This window comes from Massilia haematophila (assembly GCF_042647645.1).
Lineage (GTDB): Bacteria > Pseudomonadota > Gammaproteobacteria > Burkholderiales > Burkholderiaceae_D > Telluria > Telluria haematophila.
Genome location: NZ_JBHRVV010000001.1, coordinates 568,956 through 592,983, shown reverse-complemented (window position 1 = coordinate 592,983; position 24,028 = coordinate 568,956). Strand labels below are relative to the sequence as shown.

Sequence of the window (24,028 nt, the reverse complement as noted above, 5' to 3'; positions counted from 1 at the left end):
ACGCCGCGATGACCGCGTAGTGCGGATCCTTCAGGCGTCCGGCGCCGGCGCCCGCGGCGCGACGTGGATGCGGTTGCGGCCAGCATCCTTGGCGGCGCGCATGGCTTCGCCGGCGCGCTGCAGCAACGCGACCTTGCTGTCGTCGGCACGGATGGTGGTGACGCCGAAGCTGGCGGTCATCGAGATCATGGCGCGCTCGGTCTTCACCGGCGTGGTCTCGATCGCGCCGCGCATGCGCTCGGCCACGATCATGGCTTCCTCGAGGCCGGTGCGCGGCAGCAGCACCGCGAACTCGCCGCCCACCAGGCGCGCCAGCTGGTCGCTGTCGCGCAGCTGGCGCTTGCACAGCGCGGCCACGTGGCGCAGCAGGACGTCGCCGGCCGGGTGGCCGTAGCTGTCGTTGACGCGCTTGAAACCGTCCAGGTCGAGCACGACCAGCGCGGTCGGCAGCCCCGGGCGGCGCGCCAGCGCCATCCAGGGCGCCAGCGTGTTGAAGAAACCGCGCCGGTTCGGGGCATCGGTGACGGTGTCGACGACTTCCAGACGTTCGAGCTCGGCCTGCAGGCGTTGGCGCGCCAGCAGCAGGCAACCGAAGCCGCCGACCAGCATCAGGAGGTACAGGGCGGCGCTGGAGAGCTGGCGCAGCAGCTCGTGCGAGAGCCAGCGCCAGCCGTCCGGGGTGACCAGCACCAGGATCCCGCGCGCAGCCACCACCAGGGCCAGCAGCGCCGTGACGATTGCCAGCGTGCGCTGCAGCATGGTGGCGGTGCGCCAGCCCTGCGCCAGGGCGGCGCCGGCCAGCAGGTAGAAGCCGCCCAGCAGCAGCAGCGCGGCCAGGTTGCGCAGGCCGATGTCGTCGATCAGGTAGCAGACCAGGAACACGGCGACGGCCAGCACGGCCAGCGGCAGCATCGCGCGGCGCCAGCCGGCCTTGCCGGCCGCTTCCCACAGCGCGCCCGATTCGAGCGCCACGCCGCCGACCAGCAGCGCCCAGCCGGCGGGCAGCGCCAGCGGCTCGGGCACCACGCCGGCCCCGCCCAGCGCCAGCAGTATCCAGGCCGCCGCCTGCACCTGGCGCGACAGGCTCCAGGCAGCCATGGCCGGGGCGCGCGGCGCGCCATGGTCGGAAAAGGACAGGAGGCTGCACAAGGCCAGGTTGCCCAGTGCCAGCACCAGCACCATCGTCGTGGAATCGAGGTTCAGCATCTGCGGGCGCCTTAGAATTCGTGTTCGACGCTCGTGGTGCCGTCGCCCACCCGGCTGGCCCAGGCGCGCGCCCAGCATTCGCGGTCGAGTTCGCCCGGCGCCTCGTTCCAGAACACGATCAGGGTCCCCTTGTGGTCGTGCAGCTGCGTCACCCGCTCGACGAAACCGGCGTTGCCGGCACTGTCGGCCAGCGCCATCGCATACCCATAGACGCGGTTGAGCCGCTCGATGCGGTCGGGCTCGGTCAGGCTGTTGGTGGCGGTGATCGATGGGTGATCCAGGAACATGAAGAACTCCGTGTGGCGGCAACGGCCAGCTTATCAGAATTTAATGCCTGCGAACAAGGCAGAGCCGCCCCGCACCCACCGGCGGCGCTGCCGATCGCGCACCTGGTCGAACTGATCGATATACTTGCGCCATGCCCCACGAGTCCGACGCCGCCCGCCCACAGGAACGCCAATGCGCACCGCTGGTGCGCACGCGCGGCAACCGCCGCACGCTGGAGTTCCAGCCCGGCGACATCCAGAGCGAGATGCTGCTGTCCCGGCCCGACGCCCTGGTGCTCGAGTATGCGCGCGCGATGATGTGCTTCGTCCTGTTCGTCCCGCAGCCGCGCCACATCCTGATGGTCGGCCTGGGCGGCGGCTCGCTGGTGAAGTTCTGCCACCGCCACCTGCCGCACACGCGCATCACGGTGCTCGAGATCAGCGCCGAGGTGATCGCCCTGCGCGACCAGTTCCACATTCCGCCCGACGACGCGCGCCTGCGCATCGTGCACGCCGACGCCGCCGACTACATCGCCGCCATGCCCGCCAGCGCCGACGTGATCCTGGTCGACGGCTTCGACGCCGCCGGCATGCCCGCGGCGCTCGGCAGCGCCGCCTTCTATGCCGCCTGCCGGCGCGCGCTGCGCGACGGCGGCGTGCTGGTGGCCAACCTGCTCAGCTACGATCCGCACTACGCGGCGCTGCAGGAGCGCATCCACGCGGCATTCGGCGGACGCGTCTGCCAGTTCGAGGGCATCGCCGGCAACAACCACATCCTGTTCGCCCTGCGCGCCCCGGCCCGGCCCGGACCGGCGTCCGGGTCCGGGCCTGCGTCGGCGGCCGCAGCCGCCCGTTACGTCCGTTACGCTCGTTACGCCCGACTGGCGCGCTGGGGCGCCATTCATCCGCCGCGCCCGATTCTTCTGCCGGTGCGCCTGCTGAATCGCCTGTTGGCCCGCCTCGTGGTCGCCTGGCTGGCGTGGCGTCCTGTCTGATCCGGACGACAGCGGCGGCCCCGCGCGGGTAGGGGCGCGGAAGTGTTTGCCGAAAGCCGCCGTTGTATGACACACTTCGGGGCTTTGGTGCTTTTGGGCAAGCAAATTATTCTTCTGGAACAGACCATGGAGCGTCGCCTGCTGTTTTCCTTCACCCGCGCGGCCGTCCTCACTTTCGGGGCCGGCCTGGCCGCGTCGTGCGCGCTGTTCGTCGGCGTGAGCCATCTCGAATACGACAACCTGGCCCTTTCCTTCGGCCAGCGCGCCGACCAGCGCGTGGCCACGGTGCGCCAGGGGCTGCACGATGCGGTCGAGGTGGTGACGGTGACCAACCAGCTGTTCAGCCTGGGCGCGCCGGTGACGCGCCAACAGTTCCACGATTTCACCTCGCCCCTGCTGCAGCGCCATCCCTACATCAAGGCCTTCAACTTCCACCGCACGGTCGATGACAGCCAGCGCGCCGCGGTCGAGGCCGAGCTGCAACAGGTGTTGCCGGGCACGACGATCACCCAGGTGCGCGACAGCGTGAGCGTGCCGGCCGAACGGCGCGCGCAATACCACGTCGTCTACTACCTCGAGCCGATGGCCGGCAACGAGCCGGCCTTCGGCTTCGATTCCGGCACCCGTCCCCAGATCCGCGCGGCGGTGGCGCGCGCCCGCGCCGAAGGCCGTGCCATCGCCAGCGAGCTGTTCCCGCTGGTCCAGGACACCCACCCGCAGCCGAGCTTCCAGCTGGTCATGCCGCTGAGCGACCGCAGCGGCAAGCTGGCCGGCGACACCACCATCATCGTGCGCGCGCGCGACCTGGTGCAGAACGCCCTGGCCAGCGCCAACCTGCTGGGCGACAGGCAGATCGTGATGTCGGTCTACGCCTCCGACAAGCCCGATCCGGCCAACCTGATCTTCAGCACCCGCGCCGGGGACACCCCGGTGCCGCGCGACACCATGGGCGCCTGGATCGCGCCCGAACACCGCTCCAGCCTGGTGCGCACGATCGAGGCCGCCGGCCGCCCCTGGCTGGTGGAAGTGATCGCCCTGCCGCGCCCGTTCGCGGCCGACCATCTGGCCTCGCTGGCGACCCTGGGCGGCGGCATCCTGCTCAGCCTGCTGACGGCGGCCCGGGTCCAGGCATCCAGCATGCGTACCCGGCGCGTCCAGCAGCTGGTGCGCAAGCGCACCGCCGACCTGAAGCGCACCAACCGGCGCCTGGTCGACGACATGATCGCGCGCGAGCGCACCGAAAAGGCCTTGCAGCAGAGCGAACAGCGCTTCCGCCAGCTGGTGGCGATGTCCTCGGACTGGTACTGGGAGCAGGACCGCAACTACCGCTTCACGATGATCACCGGCGGCTTTGCCGAAAAGGCCGGCGTGACGGTCGAGCGCGTGCTCGGCAAGACGCGCTGGGAATACATGGAAGGACTGGCCGACACCGAAGCCGGCCGCGCCCATATCGCCCAGGTCAAGGCCCACGAAGCCTTTAGCGACCTCGAATACCAGGTCCAGGACGACAACGGCGACACCCGCTGGTTCCTGGTCAGCGGCCAGCCGGTGTTCGACGAGCACGGCAACTTCCAGGGCTACCGCGGCACCGGCTCCGACATCACCGCGCGCAAGCTCACCGAGCAGCGCGTGCACCACGTGGCCCAGCACGACGTGCTGACCGGCCTGCCCAACCGTTCGCTGCTGCAGGACCGGCTGAGCCAGGCCGTCGCCTACGCCACCCGCAGCGCGAATCCGGTCTGGGTCATGCTGATCGACCTCGACCGCTTCAAGTTCGTCAACGACAGCATGGGCCACAAGGCCGGCGACGTGCTCCTGATGACGGTGGCGGCGCGCCTGCGCTCGTCGCTGCGCGATTCCGACACGGTGGCGCGCCTGTCGGGCGACGAATTCGTGGTGATCCTGTCCGAGCACGGCGAGCAGCGCCTGACGGCCGACATCGTGCAGCGCGTGATGGATGCGGTGGCCCAGCCGGTGATGCTCGGCACCAAGGAATTCTTCGTCACCTGCAGCATCGGCGTGGCCGTCTACCCGAGCGAGAGCACGCCGGCCGACGCCCTGATCGAGCACGCCGACATCGCGATGTACCGCGCCAAGAAGCTGGGCCGCAACAACTTCCAGTTCTACACCCCGGCGATGAACGAGGAATCGCTGGAACGCGTGCGCATCGAAGGCGCGCTGCGCAATGCCCTCGAACGCGACGAATTCGTGCTGTACTACCAGCCCCAGCTCGACATGAAGAGCGGCAAGATCGTCGGCATGGAAGCCCTGATCCGCTGGCAGCATCCGGAACTGGGCATGGTGCCGCCGAGCCGCTTCGTCAGCATTGCCGAGGAAACCGGGCTGATCGTGCCGATCGGCGCCTGGGTGATGCGCACCGCCTGCGCCCAGAACAAGGCCTGGCAGGACGCCGGCTTCGACAAGCTGCGCGTGGCCGTGAACCTGTCGGCGCGCCAGTTCGCCGCCGCCGGCCTGATCGAGAGCATCGAGCAAATCCTGCAGGACACCGGACTGGCGCCGCAGTACCTGGAGATCGAGCTCACCGAGAGCCTGTTCATGAGCGACGTCACGCCGGCGGTGGACCTGCTGCACCGGATGAAGGCGCTGGGCGTGAACCTGTCGATCGACGACTTCGGCACCGGTTATTCGAGCCTGTCCTACCTGTCGCGCTTCCCGATCGACGTCCTGAAGATCGACCGCTCGTTCGTGGCCGACATCACGCGCGACGCCAACGACGAAGCGATCGTCACCTCGATCATCGCGCTGGCCCACAACCTGAAGCTGGCCGTGATCGCCGAGGGCGTGGAAACCGGCGAGCAGCTCGACTACCTGCGCCGCCATGGCTGCGACGAAATCCAGGGCTATTACTTCAGCCGTCCGCTGCCGGCGCGCGAGTTCGAACAGCTGCTGGTGGAAGGACGCGGCCTGGCCCCGGACGAGATCGCCGCGCCCGAGCCCGAGCCGGCTACCGCCTGACTATGTTGATGGGTAATTCTTTGTAGTAATTTCTACATCATTCCTCTAGAATGGCATGTCTCTATTGCAACTGAGGGAGCTGATGTGAAGATGGACGAAGTACAGGGGCACCCGGCGCCCGCGGCCAGGCCGCGCGTCACCCGGACCGACCTGCGCACGCGCGACCTGGTCAACCAGGCGGTGGCCTCGATTCCCACCCTCGGCCTGCAGCGCGCGGCCGAATTCCTGGCGGCGATGAACATCCCGGCGGAGATCGCCGTGCGCACGCTCGTGTATCCGCATCGGCGCCGGCGCGGCTGAAAAAAGGTGCGCAGCGCCGGTTGTCGTAGGGTGGGCACCCCGTGCCCACCCTACGAGTATCCGCAGGCGCTTATTTGCGCGGCTGCTGCGCCAGGATGTCGGCCAGCGACTCCTGGCCCTTGGCCGTGACCTCGAAGCCGCCCTCGGCGCGCGGCGCGATGTGCGATTTGCGGCTGAGGAACTGGACGACGTCGCCGGCGACCGGCGCGGCCGGGTCCTGCGACAAGGCCTGCAGGGCTTCGATGCAGCTGCGCAGGAACAGCACTTCCTGGCCCTTGTCGGTCAGGGCCAGGCTGCCATTGCGGCCATACTGGATCATCTTCAGGCCCGCGAGGCGCTTCGCGTTGCGTCCGACACAGGCGTTGACCCGGTCGCTGCGCGCGCCGCCGCGAATGAATTCGAGCGCGTTGTATTCGTCAGTCGTCAGTTTTTCGTTCTTCATTGCCGCTTTCATGGTTCGGTGCGGCCAACATGGTAACCGCCGCAAGCCATGGCGACAACCATCACAGGCACTTGCGGCGGCCTGGCATCCCACCCGGCGCCAATCGACGCCGCTGCTCGAACCTGCTTAGCGCAAGGTGCGCAGGGCAATCCACACCAGGCCCGCGCCGATGATGCCGGCCACCGCCAGCACGCCCTGGAAGCGGCGCGAGGTGAAGCCGTGGTTGCGGCCGAGATAAATCTTGTTGTGCAGCGAATTGCCCATCTGTGCGTCTCCGTAACTGAACCGATGTAAATGAATATTATAAAAAAACTCACAAACAAGGAACGTTCGACACCGAACATAATTGTAACTTTGTGTGAATTACAACATCGGTGGCGTGTGTATTGCGCGCCGATTGCGCACCCTGGCTGTTAGGATTGTTCCAACATTGTCAACGCAAGGAGTACACCATGAGCAATCCACGACAGAGTTCGGACCCGGCAGCCCGGGGCGGCGCCATCCTGCACGAGGACGACATCGGCAGCGGCGAAAAGACGCCAGCGCAAAAGGAAACGGAAGAAATGATCCGCCAGATCCCGCCGCTGCCGTCGGGCGAGAAGAAGGAGCAGGGAGAGGGCAAGGCCTGAAGGGTGCGGTAAGTTTAAAATAGAAAATAGCCTGTGGACCGCCCAAGGGGCGGTCCGACAGGCTATGGGCCAAGGTATCGAGCTTCGATCGCGGCCGACCGCGGCTGGGCAGGATCGGCGCGCAGGCTGCGCGCCTTTTTTATTGCGCCCGGATCGGCGGCTCGGGAATCACGGGTTCCTCGACGGGTGCGTGCGCCGGGTCGGGCACGTCGTCGGGGACCGGAATGGTGGGCGGAGTCGGGGTCTGCTCCGGGTCGGGCGTAGAATGGGCGTGCAGCGCGCCGTGTTCTTCGCGCGGGTCATTGGTTTCCATCGTCGTCCTTTCTGTGAATGCGCACGCCGCAGCCGGCCCCGGGCCGGCTGCGACGCATCTTGCCTATTTCTTGCCTACTTCTTGCCTACCTTTGCCACCTCTGTTTCAGTGGTTCTGCTTCTGCTTGGCGCCGCCGCCGGCGCCCTCGCCGGTGCCGGCCTTTACGCGCGACTTGGCGTCATGGCTGCTCTTGTCTTCCTTGCCGGCGCGCTGCTTGGCCAGGTGTTCTTCCGACAGGTTGTCCGACTGCTTGTTTTGCGGGCTGCCGCCCGATTTCGACTGGTTCATCTTCGTCCTCCCATGGTTGTGAAAACATTGACGTTTTGCGCAGCCTAGCATGGAAGAACGGGAAAGGTTTTCAATCGTGCGCATCCGGGAAAGCCCCGGTATAGTGCAGCTTTTCCTCAACATTTTCCCTCGATGAAGCTGCGCTCCATGATCCTTGCCGCCCTGCTCCCGGCCGCCCTGATGGCCAACGCCGACGCCGCCCCGATGAAGCTCGACGACTACATGGCCCTGAGCGGCCCTGCCCCCGACGCGCGCATCGCCTATGGCGCCGCACCCTCGCAATATGCCGAGCTGTTCGTGCCGCAAGGCGCCGGCCCCTTCCCGGTCGCGGTGCTGGTCCACGGCGGCTGCTGGACCGAGAAGTTCGGCGGCATCACCCAGCTGCGCAACATGGCCGGCGCCCTGCGCGAGCGCGGCTTTGCGGTGTGGAACGTGGAATACCGGCGCGTCGACGAGGCCGGCGGCGGTTATCCCGGGATGTACGAGGACATGCACGCGGCGCTCGACCTCTTGCGGGACCAGGCCGGCGCCCATCGCCTCGATCTGGAGCGTGTGGTGGCGGTCGGCCACTCGGCCGGCGGCCAGCTGGTGCAGTGGATCGCCGGCCGCGCGCGCCTGCCGAAAACCAGCCCGCTGTACCGCGAGCGCATGCTGCCGGTGCGCGCGGTGGTGAGCCTGGGCGGCCTGGCCGACCTGCGTCGCGAGCGCGAGCTGATCAAGGCCAGCTGCGGACGCGACACGCCGGAACTGGCCGGGCAGCCCGGTCCGCACCGGCCGGACGTGTATGCCGACACGAATGCCGCCGAGCTGATGCCCAACGGTACGCATACGATCCTGGTGACGGGGGAGCTGGACACGATCTCGCCGCCGCGCGTCGCCCACGACTATGCGGCGCGCGCAAAAGCGGCCGGCGACCGCGCCGAGGTGGTGATCCTGCCGGGCGCCAGCCACTACGACGAGGTGGCGGCCACGTCCTTTGCCTGGCCGCTGGTCGCGGCTGCCATCGACAAGGCGCTGGCCAGCGCTACCACGCCAGCCGCTTCGCCAGCGGCGCGTTGACCACCACGTCCGCGGTCGGCACGGCGACACAGGGCAGCAAGTAATTCTCGCGCTTTTCCTCGATCGACAGGCCGGGCCATTCGACCAGGTAGCGCACCGTGCCGCCCTCGAGGCGGCAGATGCAGGTGCGGCAGGTGCCGTTGCGGCAGGAATTCGGCAGGTCGAAGCCGGCCGCCTCGGCGGCTTCGAGGATGGTCGCGCCGCCGCTGGGGAAGCTGCAGTCCAGCGGCTGCAGCGTGATCGCGTAGTTTGTGGCATCGTGGCTCATGGCGCGATTGTAGCGCGCTGCCGGACACCGCCGACACTGGCGGCACGGCACCTCAGTACGTTTCCGCACAGACCGAACTGCGGCGCACGCCTAGGCTGAGGTTTCCCTCAGTAAGTATCGCAGGTGCCAAATGCAGAAAATGATTACCCCCCTCGTCATCGCCGCCCTTGCCGGCGCCCTTCCGTTCGCATCTGCCCAGGTTGCGCCCGCCCGGAATGCTCCCGCCGTCCAGCCTGGCCTGCCGAACGCAGCCCCGCTGCAGTCGGTGCAGCAGCCGGGTTCGGCCAACCAGGCGGCCGACCCTGCCGCCGTCGAGCGCGCCGAATTCGAACGCCTGCTGCGTGCGCAAGTCCTGCTCGACCGCCTGCACTTCTCGCCCGGCGAGATCGACGGCGCCTACGGCTCGAACATGCGCCAGGCCCTGTCAACCTTCCAGCAGACGCGTAACCTGGAAGCGACCGGCAAGCTCGACGACGCCACCTGGAACGCGCTGAACCAGGACACCACGCCCACCCTCACCACCTACGTGCTGACGAACGAGGACGTGGCCGGCCCCTTCCAGAAGATCCCCGAAGACATGATGGAAAAGGCCAAGCTGGACAAGCTCGGCTATGCCTCGCCGCTCGAAGGCCTGGGCGAAAAATTCCACGCCAGCCCCGACCTGCTGACGCGCCTGAATCCCGGCAAGGACTTCAGCCGCGCCGGCGAGCAGATCGTGGTGCCGAGCGTGCACGGCGGTGCGCCGCTGCCGCAGGCGTCCAAGGTCGTGGTCAGCGACAGCCGCAAGGTGCTGATGCTGTACGACGCGAGCGACCGCCTGATCGCCCAGTATCCGGCTTCGACCGGCAGCGAGCACGACCCACTCCCGGTCGGCAACTGGAAGATCGAAGGCGTGCACCCGAACCCGACCTACCACTACAACCCGAAACTGTTCTGGGACGCGTCGCCGGGCGACAAGAAGACCACGATTGCCGCCGGCCCCAACAATCCGGTCGGCGTGGCCTGGATCGACCTGTCCAAGCCGCACTACGGCATCCACGGCACGCCGGTGCCGAAGTTCATCGGCAAGACCGAGTCGCACGGCTGCATCCGCCTGACCAACTGGAGCGCCGCGGAAGTGGCGCAGGTGGTCGGAGCGGGGACGAACGTGGTGCTTCAGGAGTAATCCCTTACCGTCACTGAAAAAACGGAGGCTTGCATGAGATGGCTGGTTTCGTTCCTGCTGGGCGTGCTGGTGGGCGCCGGCGGACTGTTCGTCTACCTGCGCGAGTTCGCCGACGCGCCCGATCCGATCGTCACCGATGGCGGCGCCCTGCCCGCGCCTCCCGCGGATCCGCCAACGGCGAGTCCCGCGGATAGCCCGCTCGTGCAGACCGACCTGTCGGACGCCGATTTGCCGATCCGCCCGGCGCCGCAGGCCTCGACCGCCACCTCGGCCGCACCGGAACTGACGGCCGGCGGCAGCATGCCGGCCAAGCTCCTGGTCCCGGTCGAAGGCGTCGCCTACAGCCAGCTGAGCGACACCTTCGACCAGCCGCGCGGCCAGGAGCGCCACCACGAAGCGCTCGACATCATGGCAGCAAGCGGCACGCCGGTACGCGCCGCCGGCGACGGCAAGGTCGCCAAGCTCTTCAACAGCAAACCGGGCGGCATCACGCTCTACCAGTTCGACCCGGCCGAGAAGTACGCCTATTACTACGCCCACCTGGACCGCTACGCCGACGGCATCAAGGAAGGCATGCAGCTCAAGCGCGGCGACCTGATCGGCTACGTCGGCGCCACCGGCAACGCCGACCCGAGCGCCCCGCACCTGCACTTCGCCATTTTCGCCCTCACGCCCGAGAAGCAGTGGTGGAAAGGCACGCCGGTCAATCCGTATCCGATGCTCGGCGATTGAATCGATGACAGGGGTCGAGATGGGGAACGCTGGCCGTCACGCCGGCGTCCCTCTATTGTCGAACTGCGGGACGTCGTCCATGACGCCAGGTTCATTCAGTACCAGCCGGTGTTGTAGTGGTTGTACTGTTCATTGTTATCAGTGGGGCGAATGGCCCAGAGATACCTGCTGCCCTGCACCTTGCCTATCCTCTGCCTGAACTCTTTTACGACTTCGTCGTTATACTCTCGCCTGCCGGCGCACGATGTTTCCCGCTGACGGTTGAACCATGGGAGACAGTGATAGTTTTCGATGAAATTTGCAATCAGGTCCGCTTCGACATACTGGCACAAATTGGGATCGTTCTTCCTCACGCAATCGGCTACCCGCACTTCGATTTCAGCGTTTGGTACAGCAACCAGTAGTTCGGCAATCCAGTTCGCGTGGTTATACAAACGCGTGGCCGCATTTCCCTCGCCTATATAAATCACAGGCGAAAAATCACCGCCGTAAGCCACCGCAACACTTCCTTTCAGACGCACCACATAGACACACTGGCCGGGCTTGTCCAGGGCAGGAAACTGCCCATTCAATCGACTTCTTACCAAGGTGACCGCTTCAGCGGGTTCAAGACCTGTAAAGCCGAACTTGACCGTGATTGGATCGCGCCAGCGAATATGACTGCCTGTTACTGTACTCATTGAATGGAAATCTTTTTACTCGAATAATTGCATGTGTTGCGATGCCATCTCTTTCATCTGCTGGTTTCTTCAACGACGGCAGGCTGAAAGAGCTGGCCTGACCGGCCCTGGCGCCGGCCGCACGCGATTATAGTTGAGTGCTGCTGCAATGATTGACTTCCATGCCGTTCTGCCAGCGCTCATTGCCCTGCATGGGATGGAAGATTATTTCACCCAAGCCACCACGATGAAATAATCTTCCACCATTCCGTTACGACCCCACCTCATCCACATCCGCCCCCACATTGATCGCCGCATATGCCCGCTGCACCGCAATTGCCTCGGCGCTGCCGGCGCCATACAGTTCCTGGGCCGCCTCGATCATCTTCGCCCGCGCTTCGGCGTAATTCGTGCTCGAGGTGAACTTGGTCGTATTCGCCTTGAACCAGATCCGGAAGGCCTTGTCGGTGCCGATGCCCGTCATCGCGGCCGGCGACTTGACCAGGTACTTGCTGTAGTAGTCGCCATCCTTGTCCGCCTTCGAGCCCTGGGCCAGGAAATAGAACATGCGGTTGTTCGGCCCGCTGCTGTAGTGGACGTCAAGGCGGCGCAGCGCAGTGCTCCAGGCGTCCGGGCTGCTGCCGTCCTTGCTCGGCTTGTACATCCAGCGCAGCGGCGTGCCGTTGCGGCCGATCTCGCTGCCCAGCATCCAGTCGTTGCCGCCGTTCGGGATGGCCTCGCCCTTGCCGCCCGCGCGCGCGTAGGCTTCGGCGATCTCGCCGCCGATGTCCGAGCTCGATTCGTTCAGGCCGCCCGATTCGCCCGAGTACACCAGGTTCGACGTGGCCGCCGTCACGCCGTGGCCCATCTCGTGGCCGATCACGTCGATCGCGCCCAGGCTGGTGAAGGTCGAGCCGTCGCCGATGAACATGCAGCGGCAGGTGTCGCTGTAGTAGGCGTTGTCGTAGGCGGTGTTGACGTGCACCGCGATATAGCTGGCGGTGTTGTGGCCGTCGAGCGACTGCCAGCCGAGCACGTTCTTGAGCGAGTCGTAGGTGTTCATCAGGCCCCACATCGCGTTCACGGCCGCGGTCTGGCCGTTGGCGTCCGTGGTGCTGCCGCCGCGCACGTACTGCTTGCCGTCGCCCCAGGTGTTGGTGGTGTGGGTGTACATCTTGCCCGCGTTGCTGGTGTTGTTGGCGTTGGTGATCGCCATCGCGCCATAGGCGCCGCCGGTGCCGCGCTCGGGGTCGCGCATCTGGAAGGTATCGCCCACCTGCGTCGTGCTGATCGGCACCTCGCCGTTGTACTGGCTCTTGCCGACGCCGATCACGGTCTGCAGCATGCTCCAGCGGTCGATGATGTGGGCGTCCTTGGCGCTGACGATGGTGTCGAAGTACAGCGGCTTGTTGGCGCGCTGCATGCGCGTGCGCACGTGGTAGGCCAGTTCGTAGTGGTCGACGACTTCCACCACGTCGAGCGCGTTCAGCTCGGACTCCTGCTTGCCGGCCGCTTCCGGCACGCGCTCGATCTTCATCACCGGATAGATCAGCAGCTCGGCCTTGGGCGGCACCACGTGGGTCGCCTTCGGGCCCGGCGCGGCGCCGGAACCGGCGGTCGCGGCGGCCACCGCGGCGTCGATCGCGGCCTTGGCCGGGATGCTCGGCTTGACGCTGAAGTCGGCCGTGGCCGGCGCGAGCCGGTTGGCGCTGCCGCGCCCGAGGTGGACCCGGCGGTTCGACGCCGCTTCGGACTGGATCGCGCCGGCCGCATCGACCACCACCACCGATTCGGAGCCGAACACGCGCAGGCCCTTGTAGGTGTGGGCCGCGCGCACCACCTGGGTACCCTGCAGCCCGGGGTGCTGCTTCGAGACCAGGAAGCCGTGGTTCTTGTCGAGGCCGCGCGTGGTGCGCTGCGCGGCCAGCTTGGCCACCAGCGCCGCATTCGATTGGGCGGTCGCCATCTTCGGCGCGCTCATCATGGGTGCGGCGGCCGCGTCGGTTGCGAACAGGGCGCCAAGCGCTACGGACAGCAGGGTTGCACGCAGGTTCATCTCGTCTCCAGTCGGAAGATGCCGGCCTCAGGCGTAGACCGGTAACTCCAGCAGTGTGGACGAGCCGTGCATCGGCGTTTTTGCTCAAGCGCAAAAAGCCCCATCCGCGGCGCGTGGGCGCAACGGATGGGGCTCCTTCATGTGGCTGCGGCGGAGAAGACGGGTGCTTAGTAGCGTTCGTCGCGCCGCTTCATCAGGTACCAGGCGGCGGCGCCGATGGCGCCGGCGATCGCCGCCTTCTTCACCAGGCCCTGCTTGTTGTGCTGCCATTCGGACTTGATGCCCATCTCGCCCAGGATGTTGGGCACGTGGCCGTGGGCCAGGTCCTCGACGACGCCTTCGACCACGTTCACGCGGTCGGCCAGCAGCAGCACCAGCCAGCGGCGGATGTCGTTCTCGGTCATGGCGAAGGCGGCGCGCCGCAGCATGCCGGACAGGCCCGAAGGCGGCTGCACGGTGCCGAACACCTGGGTGATGCCGGGCCGCTCGGTCGAGACCAGCACCTCGACCTTCTGCGCCTGCGGCACCGGCTCGGCGATGTCGGCCGGGGTGTAGCGCGGCGGGGTGCGCTCCATCGGCACGCCGGGACGGTTGGCGCGGTCGAGGTCGGCGCCCCAGCCCTTGATGTGGCTGAGCTGCTCGCGCGTCGGACGCTGCGCCCGCAGCTGCGGCTGCACCTCATGGGTGTGGCCGTGGTGTTCCGGGTGGTCGAGGTCGTGTTCGTGATGATGGTGATGGTCGTGCTGTTTCACGTCGGTGCGATGGTCCATGCGTGCCTCCTCAAATCGTTGCACTGGCCTTCACCGCGCGGATCTCATGGGCGCGCGGCGGGATCAGGATGGGCTTGATGCAGTTGTCGAGCTTGCTCGAGAAGATGTGGTAGGCGTCGGCCACCTCTTCCAGCGGCACGCGGTGGGTGATGATCTGCTTGGGATCGATGTGGCCGGCGCGGATGTGCTCGATCAGGCGCGGCAGGTGGCGCTTCACGCTGGCCTGGTTCATGCGCATGGTGATGCCCTTGTTCAGCGCATTGCCCATCGGGACCATGTTGAAGGTCGGGCCGTAGACGCCGACGATCGACACGTTGCCGCCCTTGCGCACCGAGTTGATGCACCAGTGCAGCACGGTGGCGGCGCCGGCCTGCATCTTCATCAGGCGCCCGGTGAGGGTCTGGGCCATGCTGCCGGCGGCGTCGCCCCCGACCGCGTCGATGCAGACGTCGGCGCCCAGCCAGTCGGTCATCTTCTTGATGTGCAGCGCCATGTCGCCCACGTCCTTGAAGTTGACCACTTCGCACTGGGCATAGTTCTTGACGAATTCGAGGCGGTACTCGACCTCGTCGACCACGATCACGCGGCCCGCGCCGAACAGCCAGGCCGACTTGGCGGCGAAGATGCCGACCGGGCCGGCGCCGAACACGACCACGGTGTCGCCTTCCTTGATCGAGCCCATCTCGGCGGCCTGGTAGCCGGTCGGCAGCGCGTCGGTCAGCAGCACGGCGTCGTCGTCGACGATGTCGTCGGGGATCACCAGCGGGCCGACGTCGGCCATCGGCACGCGCACGTATTCGGCCTGGCCGCCGTCGTAGCCGCCGGCCGTGTGCGAGTAGCCGTAGATGGCGCCGACGGCGGTGGCCTCGGCGTTCACATTGTGGCAGTTACCGTAGAGTTCTTTCTGGCAGAAGAAGCAGGAGCCGCAGAAGATGTTGAACGGCACCAGCACGCGGTCGCCCACCTTCAGGTTCTGCACGCCCGCGCCCACGTCCTCGACGATGCCGATGAATTCGTGGCCGAAGGTATGGCCGACCCGGGTGTCCGGCACCATGCCGTGGTACAGGTGCAGGTCGGAACCGCAAATGCAGGAGCGCGTCACGCGCACGATGGCGTCGCCCGGGTGTTCGATCACGGGGTCGGGCTTGTGTTGGGCGCGAACGCGGTACGGCCCGCGGTAGTTCATTGCCAGCATAGAATCCTCCTCGATGGTTTGCGCAGCCCGCCACAGCGGCGGGCGCGTGAGTATTCCAAACTTATGTCAAAACGCTATCGATTACGATACGCGCACGGCAATAAATGCAAATTTTTGTTGGACTATTCCCGCTTTTATCGCATTTTATTCACCTCAGGAAATCGCTGATTCCTGCTGGCAGCGGACGTCACAACTGGCGCGTGTCGAAGGTATTGCATTGCTGCACATCGCCGCTGTCGATGCCGCGCCGGAACCAGCGCACCCGCTGCGCCGAACTGCCGTGGGTGAAGGAATCGGGCACCACCACGCCGCGCGACTGTTTCTGCAGGGCGTCGTCGCCGATCGCGGTGGCCGCCGCCAGCGCCGTTTCGATGTCGCCGCTCTCGAGGATGGCTTCCTTCTGGTTGGCGTGATAGGCCCAGACCCCGGCCAGGCAGTCGGCCTGCAGCTCCAGCCGCACCGACAGCGCATTGCCTTCGGTTTCCGACGCTCCCTGCTGGGCGTTGTGGACCTGGTTTGAAATGCCGAGCAGGTTCTGCACATGGTGACCGACCTCGTGCGCGATGACGTAGGCCTGGGCGAATTCGCCGCTGACGTTGAAGCGCTGCTGCATCAGGCGGAAGAAGCTCAGGTCGATATAGACGTTCTGGTCGGCCGGGCAATAGAAGGGTCCGGTGGCGCTGTTGCCGGCGCCGCAGGCGGTATCCGTGCGGCCCTCGAACAGCACCAGCGTCGGCGGCCGGTAGGACGCACCCTGCGCGCGGAACAGCGGCGTCCAGACATCCTCGGTGTAGCCGAGCACGGTGCGCACGAAGCGCGATTCGCGGTCGGTGGCCTGGGGCGCGTTCGGGTCGCGCTGCTGCACCACCTGGGGCGCCGGCCCGCCGCCACCGCCCAGCAGGCCCAGCACCACGCGCGGGTCGACGCCGAAGAAGAACGACGCCACCAGCGCGATCGCCACCGTGCCCAGGCCGATCGAACGCCCGCCCAGGCCGAAGCCCCCGAAGCCGCCGCCACCGCCGCCGCGGCGGTCCTCGACGTTCTCGCTCTCGCGGTCTCCTTCCCACTTCATCGCGACCGCCGCAGGTTGATGGCGTTCATGCTTTCGCGGGCATCCTTCAGGCGGAATTCGCCGTCGAGGTCGAGGTGGGCGCGCGCCTCGTCGTGCAACTGGCGCTCGTGGCGTTCGCGCTCGACTTCACGGTCGATGCGCAGGTGTTCCTGGTCCGGGAGCAATGGCTTCATGATGGTCCTTGGCTGACAGCGCGCTCGACCGGCACCCCTTATGCCGGCCCGCGGCGTGCAGCCAGTATGGACGCGCCCAGCGCAAAGGTATGTTCGGGCATTCACATAAGACACGACTGCCGGGCCGGCGTTCATTATGTGCGTCAGCGTACGGAGCGCAATCCGGCGATCCCGGATGCTCGCGGGATGACTTCGACCATCCACGACCCCGATGCCCTGCTCGCGCTGGGCCAGGCCCTGCAAGGCGCAGGCTACCGCTTCGTCACCGTCACCCCCGCCACCCACCGGCGCGTGAACGACCGCCCAGGCAACGCCCATGCCAACGACCTGCGCGGCGTGTTCGGCTGGAGCCGCCCGTTCCGCGAAGACGCGGTCCCGGCCGCGATCCTGGACCTGATGCGGCGCGCCGGCGCGCTGCGCGAAACCAAAAACGGCCTGTGCGCCACCGTGCGCGCCTCGACCATCGGCGAGCGCCTCTACTTTCATTCGGCCTTCCCGACGCACGCGGACGACGCGGTCTTCTTCGGACCGGACACCTACCGCTACATCGCCGCCCTGAAGCGTTCCATGGAAACGCTGGCGCCGCCGCAACGCGCGGTCGACATCGGCGCCGGCAGCGGCGCCGGCGCGATCGAGGTGGCCTGCCGCTTCCCCGGCTGCGAAGCGGTTGGCGCCGACATCAACGACTACGCGCTCGAACTGACTGCCGTGAATGCGCGCCTGGCGGGCGCGGCCAACGTGCCGACGGCGCACTCCGATCTATTGAACGACCTGGACGGCGGCTTCGACCTGGCGCTGTCGAACCCGCCCTACATCCTCGACCCCGCGAAGCTGCGCTACCGCCATGGCGGCGACATGCACGGCGCCGGGCTGTCGGTCTCCATCGTCGACGCCGCCCTGGCGCGCCTGAACCCCGGCGGCAGCCTGCTGCTCTACACCGGCATCGCGATCGTCGACGGGCGCGACGCGTTCCTGGAGACGGTGCGGCCGACGCTGGACGCGCGCTGCGCCAGCTGGACGTACGAGGAACTCGATCCGGACATCTTCGGCGGGCAGCTCGGTTGCGAGGGCTACGAGGACGTCGAGCGCATTGCGGCGGTGTGGGTGCGGGCGACAGTGCGGGGGTAGGTGCGACGCTACACCGGCAGTGCAGGAATCGCCGGCGCAGCAGTCAGGTTGCGCCGGCGAGATAACTCAATTGTCGGGGTTACCCGAGCAAATTTTCCTGCACACCCCGGCCACCGCGTCTTGATGGCGGCTCATTTCATTTTCCTCTTCCTCCTTGAGCGCTTTCAGCTTTTGCGGATCGGTCTGATTTTTTTGCTGCTCCAGGATGGCGAGCATTGAATCGCCACGAGTTTTCTAGACACTCGCGAGCCGCTGGAAATACTGCTTTTCATATTCGACCGGCGACAAGTCATTGCTGAAGCTGTGCCGGCGCTTTGGATTGTAAAACATCTCGATGTAATCGAAGACATCCTGCCTTGCCTCTTCCCGGGTGCCGTAAGTCTTGCGTCGGATTCGTTCCCGTTTTAAGAGCTGGAAAAAGCTCTCGGCGACGGCGTTATCGTGGCAGTTCCCGCGTCGGCTCATGCTTTGCTGCAGATTGTGCTGGTCCAGGAAGTCGCGCCAGTCATAGCTGCTGAACTGACTGCCCTGATCGGAATGCACCATCACTGTATTCTTGGGCTGCCGCCTCCAGACGGCCATCAAGAGCGCATTCATCGCCAGCTCGCGATCGATTCGAGAACTCATCGACCAGCCAACCACCTGGCGCGAAAACAGGTCCAGTACGACAGCCAGATAGAGCCAGCCTTCGTAAGTGCGGATGTACGTAATGTCCGTCACCCAGACCCGATTCGGTTCCTGCACGTCGAACTGGCGCTGTAGATGGTTAGGTGCTACCAGCGAAGGGGCGCCGCCGCGTTTGTATTTCCGTTTGGCGTAGCCTGTTTGCGAACGAATCCCGGCCGACCTCATCAGACGGTGGACGCGATTGATACCGCATTGTTCACCGAGCTCGCGCAGATCGTCGCTGACTTTACGGTAACCGTACACGCTGCCGCTTTCCAGCCACGATTCCTTGATAGGAACCAGAAGGCGCTTGTCTTCCCTGGTGCGCTTACTTTCAGGGTTCAGGCGCCAGGCATAAAAGCCACTCGGATGCACCTCGAGCACTTTGCACAGCCGGCGCACCGGAAATTAGTCCTGCAACTCAACAATTAAGGTGTACCTTACCCGGACGTCTTGGCAAAGTACACCGCGGCCTTTTTCAATATGTCACGCTCCTCCGTGACGCGCTTGAGCTCGGCCTTCAGGCGCCGCATCTCCTCGGACTGGGCATCGACAGCCTTGCGCTCTGCCTCAGGCACGCCGTAACGCTTCGTCCAGGCGTACAGGCTATGGATACTTACCCCAAGTCGGGCCGCTACTTCGCTTGCTGGGTGACCGCCCTGCGCCACCTGCTTGGCCGCTGCAATCTTGAATTCCTCTGTGTACCGCTTACCGCTCATATCTTCTCCTTGTGCCCGACATTATGGCTCAGGAGTGTCTACGTTAGTCGTGGCGATTCACTGCGGACACCCGTCGGATACGAGCTCGACAGCTTGGCAAAAAAATATGCACGTGATTGCAAGACGGCGAATCATTCAGACACCCCGATTACTAGATGAGCAATCATACTAACGAGAGCCTTGATTTTGAGCAATTCCATTCGGGTAAATCCAAGATTTTAGGGAAGCGCTGATTTAGAGCACCTAACAAAACGTCCAGGGCAAGGCGCAGCGTCGAAGACAGTACGAGCGTACGGCGAGACGATGCAACGCAGCCATGGACGTTTTGTTAGGCGCTCTTAATCGTCGACCGATCCCGATTAGCGTCCGAATGGCAGAATGCCGTCTTCGATTCCTGCCGAGCCGCCATACTTAGGCTACGCTCAAAGGTCGTATGCAAGCTTGGCATGCTCGGTCGTGCGCGTTGTCCGGCTTGAACCACTTCGCCGCCGTGGCCTGCGCGACGCCGAAGACCGTCGTAGCCTGCCGATCCGACAGGCCCGAATCGTTGAGTTCCTGCCGAATTTTCGGGGTGATACCGGATTGCGGATGAATGCGCCAACCGATCGTGTCGCTGCTCCTGGTGCGATTGACTGCCTGGACTGCTTGACCCGGCAATCTAGAACGGCCGCGCCTCGACCAGCATCGTTACAGCGGTCCCGACCAGCACCGCGCAAAACAGCAGGCGCAGGCGCGCCGGCGGGAAGCGGTGGGCCAGGGCCACGCCGGCCGAGACGCTGGCAATGCCGCCCACGGCCATCGGCAGGCCGATGGCCCAGGCCACGTGCTGGCCCTGAGCATAGGCGAACAGGGCGATCAGCGAACTGGGCACGACCAGGGCCAGCGCCATGCCTTGGGCGCGGGTCTGCTCCATGCGGAACAGGCCGACCAGGGCCGGCACCACCACCAGGCCGCCGCCGATGGTGAAGATGCCCGACATGGCGCCGCTGGCGATGCCCAGCATGGGCAAGGAAGCGGACGAGAGCTCGCGCGGTGCGCGCGGTGCCGGCGGTGACGGCGATGCCGCGGCGCCCTTGCCTGCCAGGCGCCTGCGCAGCAGGTCGAGGCCGAAGTACAGGCCCAGCGCGAGCAGGAACAGGGCGAAGGCGATGCGCAGGAGCGCGGCATCGATGCCGCTCGCCAGCCGCCCGGACACGTAGGCGGCGATCATCGAGAACACGCTGATCGCGGCCACCGCGCGCAGGTCGATGCGGTGCTTCTGGTGGTAGCGGTAAAAGCCGATCAGGACGTTTGGCGCGATCATGACCAGGGCCGTGCCCTGGGCCAGGTGCTGGTCCATGCCGTACAGCCAGGCCAGCATCGGGATGGCGATCAGGCCGCCGCCGATGCCGAGCAGGCCGCCGGCAAAGCCCAGGCCGGCGCCGAGGGCGGTGTTGAGGAGGATGGCGGGGATGGCGAGTTGCATATGGGGGGACGGCCCTGCTGGTTGGCGCAATCGCGCGGCGTCCGAAAACAAAAAAGGCTCCCGGTCGGGAGCCTTTTTCTTACTACTGGCGGAGAGGGTGGGATTCGAACCCACGGTACGGTCACCCGTACGCCTGATTTCGAGTCAGGTACATTCGACCACTCTGCCACCTCTCCTTATTCGGTGCGTTGCGGTCGTTGCAAGCGAGGCCGCATTATAGCGAAGGTTTGGTGGTTGTGGGAAGGGGAAAGATGTTCTGGGTGTAAATTTTTTTGGGGATGGCTGCGGGGTGCCGGAAGTCGGAGATGGCTGGCTCAACTGCCCAAATTCGAAAGCGAACTGCGCAACCCAAAGCGAACTGCGAAAAGCCGAAAAGCCGAAAAGCAATTTAGGCTCCCTGCGGTCGCATGGGGGTGGGATTCGCCCACGTGCCGCGGGCCGCGGTTGCGCGAGTACGCGCAACCCTTCGAATCCCACACGCAGAGCCCGCAGGGGCTCTGCTCCTCTCCGCCAGAAAATAAAAAAGGCCCCGATTGGGGCCTTTTTCATTTACTGGCGGAGAGGGTGGGATTCGAACCCACGGTACGGTCACCCGTACGCCTGATTTCGAGTCAGGTACATTCGACCACTCTGCCACCTCTCCTAATTCGGTGCGGCGCGGTCGCTGCAAGAGACACGCATTATAGCGATGCTCTTGCAAAAACGGAAGAGCCAATTCGCGTCGAATCGACTCCGTCCGTCACAACGGCCTCAGGCCGCCGGCGCCAGGCGCTCCAGGCCACCCATGTAGGGACGCAGCACTTCCGGAACGATCACGCTGCCATCGGCCTGCTGGAAGTTCTCCAGCACCGCCACCAGGGTGCGGCCGACCGCCAGGCCCGAGCCGTTGAGCGTGTGCAGCAGCTCGGGCTTGTTCTGGGCATTGCGGAAGCGCGCGGCCATGCGGCGGGCCTGGAAGGCCTCCATGTTCGACAGCGAGGAAATCTCGCGGTAGGTGTTCTGGGCCGGCAGCCAGACTTCCAGGTCGTAGGTCTTGGCGGCGCCAAAGCCCATGTCGCCGGTGCACAGCGACATCACGCGGTAAGGCAGGCCCAGGCTTTGCAGGATGAACTCGGCCTGGCCGACCATCTCTTCCAGCGCAGCGTAGGAATGCTCCGGATGGGCGATCTGCACCAGCTCGACCTTGTCGAACTGGTGCTGGCGGATCATGCCGCGGGTGTCGCGGCCGTAGCTGCCCGCTTCCGAGCGGAAGCACGGGGTGTGGGCGGTCATGCGGATCGGCAGCGTGTCGAGCGGGACGATCTCGTCGCGCACCACGTTGGTCAGCGTCACCTCGGAGGTCGGGATCAGGTAGAAGTTCTCGCCCTCGCCTTCCGCGCCGCCTTTCTTCACCGAGAACAGGTCGGCTTCGAACTTCGGCAGCTGGCCGGTGCCGCGCAGCGAGTCGGCGTTGACCATGTAAGGGGTGTAGCACTCGGTGTAGCCGTGCTTTTCGGTGTGGGTGTCGAGCATGTACTGGGCCAGCGCGCGGTGCAGGCGCGCGATGCCGCCCTTCATGACCGAGAAGCGCGAGCCGGTCAGCTTGGTCGCGGTGTCGAAGTCCAGGCCCAGCTTCTCGCCGATGTCGACGTGGTCCTTCACTTCGAAATCGAAGCTTGGCGGGGTGCCGAACTTGCGCACCTCGACGTTGCCGGTTTCGTCCTGGCCGGCCGGCACGGATTCGTGCGGCAGGTTCGGGATCGACGCCATGAACTCGGCCATCTTGCGCTGCACCTCGCCCAGCGCGACTTCGTTGGCCTTCAGTTCGTCGCCCAGGCCGGCCACTTCCGCCATCACGCTAGTGGTGTCCTCGCCTTTGCCCTTGAGCATGCCGATCTGCTTGGACAGCGAGTTGCGCTTGCCCTGCAGTTCCTCGGTGCGGGTCTGGATCGCCTTGCGCTCCGCTTCCAGCGCGTTGAAGGCGTTCACGTCGAGCTGGAACTTGCGGGCCGCCAGGCGGGTGGCGACGTTGTCGATGTCTTTGCGGAGAAGTTGGATGTCAATCATGTCGGGTTGGACTTGGCTATGTCGAAACCACAATTGTACCAAGCCGACCCGATTTATTTGGATGATTCGGTCATCGATTTGCGGTGCATGCACAGGAAGCCCGCCCTGCCCACTTCACCCCTGCACATCGTCCTGTGCATCGGCGTCGAGCTGGCGCAGGAAAGCCAGCTTGTCCGCGATCTTCGCTTCCACCCCGCGCGGCACCGGCTGGTACCAGCCCGGCTCGGGCATGCCCTCGGGCAGGTAGGTTTCGCCGGCCGCATAGGCATGCGGCTCGTCGTGGGCGTAGCGGTACGCGTGGCCGTAGCCGAGCTCTTTCATGAGCTTGGTCGGCGCATTGCGCAGGTGCACCGGCACCTCGCGTGACCTGTCCTTACGGACAAACGCCATGGCGGCATTGAAGGCGTTGTAGCCGGCATTGCTCTTGGCCGCGATCGCGAGGTACACCACGGCCTGTCCCAGCGCCAGTTCGCCTTCGGGCGAGCCCAGGCGCTCGTAGGTGGTGGCGGCGTCGTTGGCGATCTGCAGGGCGCGCGGATCGGCGAGACCGATGTCTTCCCAGGCCATGCGCACGATGCGGCGCGACAGGTACTTGGCGTCGGCGCCGCCATCGAGCATGCGGCACAGCCAGTACAGGGCCGCGTCCGGATGCGAGCCGCGCACCGACTTGTGCAGGGCCGAGATCTGGTCGTAGAAATTGTCGCCGCCCTTGTCGAAGCGGCGCGAATTGAGCGTGAGCGCGTTGTCGACGAAGTCGCCGGTAATCGTCGTGATGCCCGAGGTCTCGGCCGAGGTCTTGGTCTGCTCGAGCAGGTTCAGGAAGCGGCGCGCATCGCCGTCGGCATAGCCGACCAGGGTGTTCACCGCCACTTCATCAAAACTGAGGTGCTTCAGCACCCGCTCCTGGGCGCGCTTGAGGAGCTGGCGCATCTCGTCCTCGTTCAGTGCTTTCAGCACGTAGACCTGGGAACGCGACAGCAGCGCGGAGTTGACCTCGAACGACGGGTTCTCGGTGGTGGCGCCGATCAGCGTGACCAGGCCCGACTCGACGAAAGGCAGCAAGGCGTCCTGCTGCGACTTGTTGAAGCGGTGGATCTCGTCGATGAAGAGAATCGTGTGCTTGCCGCGCGCCAGGTATTGCTCGGCCTGCTCGACGGCGGCACGGATATCCTTCACGCCCGACAGCACGGCGGACAAGGCGATGAATTCGCAATCGAAGGCGTAGGCCGTCAGGCGCGCCAGCGTGGTCTTGCCGACGCCCGGCGGCCCCCACAGGATCATCGAATGCGGCTTGCCCGACTTGAACACCAGGTTCAGCGGCTTGCCCTCGCCCAGCAGGTGGCTCTGGCCGATGACTTCGCCGATGGTGCGCGGGCGCAGCGCCTCGGCCAGCGGGGGCGCGGGCTCGTTCTTGAAAAGATCATCCACGGCGGCCTCCGG

25 protein-coding genes, 2 tRNA genes and 2 pseudogenes are annotated in these 24,028 nt (G+C 65.7%); 8 read left to right on the top strand and 21 right to left on the bottom strand.

Annotated elements, in window-relative coordinates:
• Positions 1-30: 30 nt before the first annotated feature.
• Together ACFOPH_RS02600 and ACFOPH_RS02595 are read right to left on the bottom strand one after the other, a co-directional pair.
• Positions 31-1,206, bottom strand: coding sequence for a GGDEF domain-containing protein (locus tag ACFOPH_RS02600; protein WP_379733275.1), 1,176 nt, complete (start codon positions 1,204-1,206; stop codon positions 31-33).
• An 11-nt stretch (positions 1,207-1,217) separates the two neighbouring features.
• Entirely contained in the window at positions 1,218-1,493 is a 276-nt protein-coding gene (locus ACFOPH_RS02595; protein WP_312550652.1) for a hypothetical protein, read from the bottom strand.
• Positions 1,494-1,624: 131 nt separating this feature from the next.
• On the opposite strand from ACFOPH_RS02595, the gene ACFOPH_RS02590 reads away from it, so the two are divergent.
• The 3 genes from ACFOPH_RS02590 to ACFOPH_RS02580 all read left to right on the top strand — a co-directional run bounded on the left by ACFOPH_RS02590 (position 1,625) and on the right by ACFOPH_RS02580 (position 5,743).
• Positions 1,625-2,467 carry a fused MFS/spermidine synthase gene (locus tag ACFOPH_RS02590; protein ID WP_312550653.1) on the top strand — a complete coding sequence of 281 codons (843 nt, stop codon included), beginning with the start codon at positions 1,625-1,627 and terminating at the stop codon, positions 2,465-2,467.
• A gap of 126 nt (positions 2,468-2,593) precedes the next feature.
• On the top strand, positions 2,594-5,443 hold the full coding sequence (locus ACFOPH_RS02585; protein WP_379733270.1) for a bifunctional diguanylate cyclase/phosphodiesterase: 2,850 nt from the start codon (positions 2,594-2,596) through the stop codon (positions 5,441-5,443).
• Between the two features lie 90 nt (positions 5,444-5,533).
• Positions 5,534-5,743: a hypothetical protein gene (locus tag ACFOPH_RS02580; RefSeq protein WP_312550655.1), complete on the top strand. Its 210-nt coding sequence runs from the start codon at positions 5,534-5,536 to the stop codon at positions 5,741-5,743.
• Positions 5,744-5,813: 70 nt separating this feature from the next.
• Here ACFOPH_RS02580 and ACFOPH_RS02575 read toward each other — a convergent pair whose 3' ends face one another.
• Positions 5,814-6,185: a hypothetical protein gene (locus ACFOPH_RS02575; RefSeq protein WP_312550656.1), complete on the bottom strand. Its 372-nt coding sequence runs from the start codon at positions 6,183-6,185 to the stop codon at positions 5,814-5,816.
• 126 nt (positions 6,186-6,311) lie between these two features.
• Positions 6,312-6,449, bottom strand: a complete 138-nt coding sequence (locus tag ACFOPH_RS02570) for a hypothetical protein (RefSeq protein ID WP_312550657.1) — start codon at positions 6,447-6,449, stop codon at positions 6,312-6,314.
• A 188-nt stretch (positions 6,450-6,637) separates the two neighbouring features.
• Here ACFOPH_RS02570 and ACFOPH_RS02565 point away from each other — a divergent pair, with 188 nt between their 5' ends.
• Complete coding sequence (locus ACFOPH_RS02565; protein WP_312550658.1) at positions 6,638-6,814, top strand: hypothetical protein; 177 nt, start codon at positions 6,638-6,640, stop codon at positions 6,812-6,814.
• Between the two features lie 139 nt (positions 6,815-6,953).
• Here ACFOPH_RS02565 and ACFOPH_RS02560 read toward each other — a convergent pair whose 3' ends face one another.
• Both ACFOPH_RS02560 and ACFOPH_RS02555 read right to left on the bottom strand, forming a co-directional pair.
• Positions 6,954-7,127: a hypothetical protein gene (locus ACFOPH_RS02560; protein WP_312550659.1), complete on the bottom strand. Its 174-nt coding sequence runs from the start codon at positions 7,125-7,127 to the stop codon at positions 6,954-6,956.
• 105 nt (positions 7,128-7,232) lie between these two features.
• On the bottom strand, positions 7,233-7,415 hold the full coding sequence (locus tag ACFOPH_RS02555) for a hypothetical protein (RefSeq protein ID WP_379733265.1): 183 nt from the start codon (positions 7,413-7,415) through the stop codon (positions 7,233-7,235).
• 147 nt (positions 7,416-7,562) lie between these two features.
• On the opposite strand from ACFOPH_RS02555, the gene ACFOPH_RS02550 reads away from it, so the two are divergent.
• The gene (locus ACFOPH_RS02550) at positions 7,563-8,474 is read left to right on the top strand and encodes an alpha/beta hydrolase (protein ID WP_379733262.1); all 912 of its coding nucleotides are present in this window, start codon (positions 7,563-7,565) and stop codon (positions 8,472-8,474) included.
• Here the strand turns inward: ACFOPH_RS02550 and ACFOPH_RS02545 are convergent.
• Positions 8,440-8,742, bottom strand: coding sequence for a 2Fe-2S iron-sulfur cluster-binding protein (locus ACFOPH_RS02545; protein ID WP_312550662.1), 303 nt, complete (start codon positions 8,740-8,742; stop codon positions 8,440-8,442). The genes ACFOPH_RS02550 and ACFOPH_RS02545 overlap by 35 nt on opposite strands.
• A gap of 139 nt (positions 8,743-8,881) precedes the next feature.
• Here ACFOPH_RS02545 and ACFOPH_RS02540 point away from each other — a divergent pair, with 139 nt between their 5' ends.
• Together ACFOPH_RS02540 and ACFOPH_RS02535 are read left to right on the top strand one after the other, a co-directional pair.
• Positions 8,882-9,907, top strand: a complete 1,026-nt coding sequence (locus tag ACFOPH_RS02540) for a L,D-transpeptidase family protein (protein ID WP_379733259.1) — start codon at positions 8,882-8,884, stop codon at positions 9,905-9,907.
• A gap of 33 nt (positions 9,908-9,940) precedes the next feature.
• On the top strand, positions 9,941-10,639 hold the full coding sequence (locus tag ACFOPH_RS02535; RefSeq protein WP_379733256.1) for a M23 family metallopeptidase: 699 nt from the start codon (positions 9,941-9,943) through the stop codon (positions 10,637-10,639).
• A 95-nt stretch (positions 10,640-10,734) separates the two neighbouring features.
• On the opposite strand, the gene ACFOPH_RS02530 is transcribed toward ACFOPH_RS02535, so the two are convergent.
• The 6 genes from ACFOPH_RS02530 to ACFOPH_RS02505 form a co-directional block, all read right to left on the bottom strand.
• On the bottom strand, positions 10,735-11,319 hold the full coding sequence (locus tag ACFOPH_RS02530) for a hypothetical protein (RefSeq protein WP_312550665.1): 585 nt from the start codon (positions 11,317-11,319) through the stop codon (positions 10,735-10,737).
• 250 nt (positions 11,320-11,569) lie between these two features.
• On the bottom strand, positions 11,570-13,354 hold the full coding sequence (locus tag ACFOPH_RS02525) for a M4 family metallopeptidase (RefSeq protein WP_379733253.1): 1,785 nt from the start codon (positions 13,352-13,354) through the stop codon (positions 11,570-11,572).
• A gap of 167 nt (positions 13,355-13,521) precedes the next feature.
• Positions 13,522-14,124 carry a hypothetical protein gene (locus tag ACFOPH_RS02520; RefSeq protein ID WP_379733250.1) on the bottom strand — a complete coding sequence of 201 codons (603 nt, stop codon included), beginning with the start codon at positions 14,122-14,124 and terminating at the stop codon, positions 13,522-13,524.
• A 10-nt stretch (positions 14,125-14,134) separates the two neighbouring features.
• Positions 14,135-15,319: a zinc-dependent alcohol dehydrogenase gene (locus ACFOPH_RS02515; RefSeq protein WP_312550668.1), complete on the bottom strand. Its 1,185-nt coding sequence runs from the start codon at positions 15,317-15,319 to the stop codon at positions 14,135-14,137.
• Between the two features lie 187 nt (positions 15,320-15,506).
• Complete coding sequence (ypfJ, locus tag ACFOPH_RS02510) at positions 15,507-16,391, bottom strand: KPN_02809 family neutral zinc metallopeptidase (RefSeq protein ID WP_312550669.1); 885 nt, start codon at positions 16,389-16,391, stop codon at positions 15,507-15,509.
• On the bottom strand, positions 16,388-16,564 hold the full coding sequence (locus tag ACFOPH_RS02505) for a hypothetical protein (RefSeq protein WP_312550670.1): 177 nt from the start codon (positions 16,562-16,564) through the stop codon (positions 16,388-16,390). Before ACFOPH_RS02505 ends, ypfJ begins: the two co-directional genes overlap by 4 nt.
• A 186-nt stretch (positions 16,565-16,750) precedes the next feature.
• Between ACFOPH_RS02505 and ACFOPH_RS02500 the strand changes: the two genes are divergently transcribed.
• Positions 16,751-17,692: a class I SAM-dependent methyltransferase gene (locus ACFOPH_RS02500; protein WP_312550671.1), complete on the top strand. Its 942-nt coding sequence runs from the start codon at positions 16,751-16,753 to the stop codon at positions 17,690-17,692.
• A gap of 66 nt (positions 17,693-17,758) precedes the next feature.
• On the opposite strand, the gene ACFOPH_RS02495 is transcribed toward ACFOPH_RS02500, so the two are convergent.
• From ACFOPH_RS02495 to ACFOPH_RS02465, 8 genes and pseudogenes are all read right to left on the bottom strand, one after another.
• Complete coding sequence (locus ACFOPH_RS02495) at positions 17,759-17,908, bottom strand: hypothetical protein (RefSeq protein WP_312550672.1); 150 nt, start codon at positions 17,906-17,908, stop codon at positions 17,759-17,761.
• Positions 17,909-17,926: 18 nt separating this feature from the next.
• Positions 17,927-19,077, bottom strand: a pseudogene (locus ACFOPH_RS02490) (IS3 family transposase).
• Between the two features lie 438 nt (positions 19,078-19,515).
• Positions 19,516-19,683, bottom strand: a pseudogene (locus ACFOPH_RS25525) (IS481 family transposase); the annotation flags it as partial.
• Positions 19,684-19,735: 52 nt separating this feature from the next.
• A complete protein-coding gene (locus ACFOPH_RS02485; protein WP_379733247.1) occupies positions 19,736-20,542 on the bottom strand; it encodes a sulfite exporter TauE/SafE family protein in 807 nt (268 codons plus the stop codon).
• 86 nt (positions 20,543-20,628) lie between these two features.
• Positions 20,629-20,718, bottom strand: a tRNA-Ser gene (locus ACFOPH_RS02480).
• Between the two features lie 377 nt (positions 20,719-21,095).
• A tRNA-Ser gene (locus ACFOPH_RS02475) sits at positions 21,096-21,185 on the bottom strand.
• A gap of 107 nt (positions 21,186-21,292) precedes the next feature.
• A complete protein-coding gene (gene serS, locus ACFOPH_RS02470) occupies positions 21,293-22,588 on the bottom strand; it encodes a serine--tRNA ligase (protein WP_312549458.1) in 1,296 nt (431 codons plus the stop codon).
• Between the two features lie 114 nt (positions 22,589-22,702).
• Positions 22,703-24,016: a replication-associated recombination protein A gene (locus tag ACFOPH_RS02465; protein ID WP_312549460.1), complete on the bottom strand. Its 1,314-nt coding sequence runs from the start codon at positions 24,014-24,016 to the stop codon at positions 22,703-22,705.
• Positions 24,017-24,028: the final 12 nt, after the last annotated feature.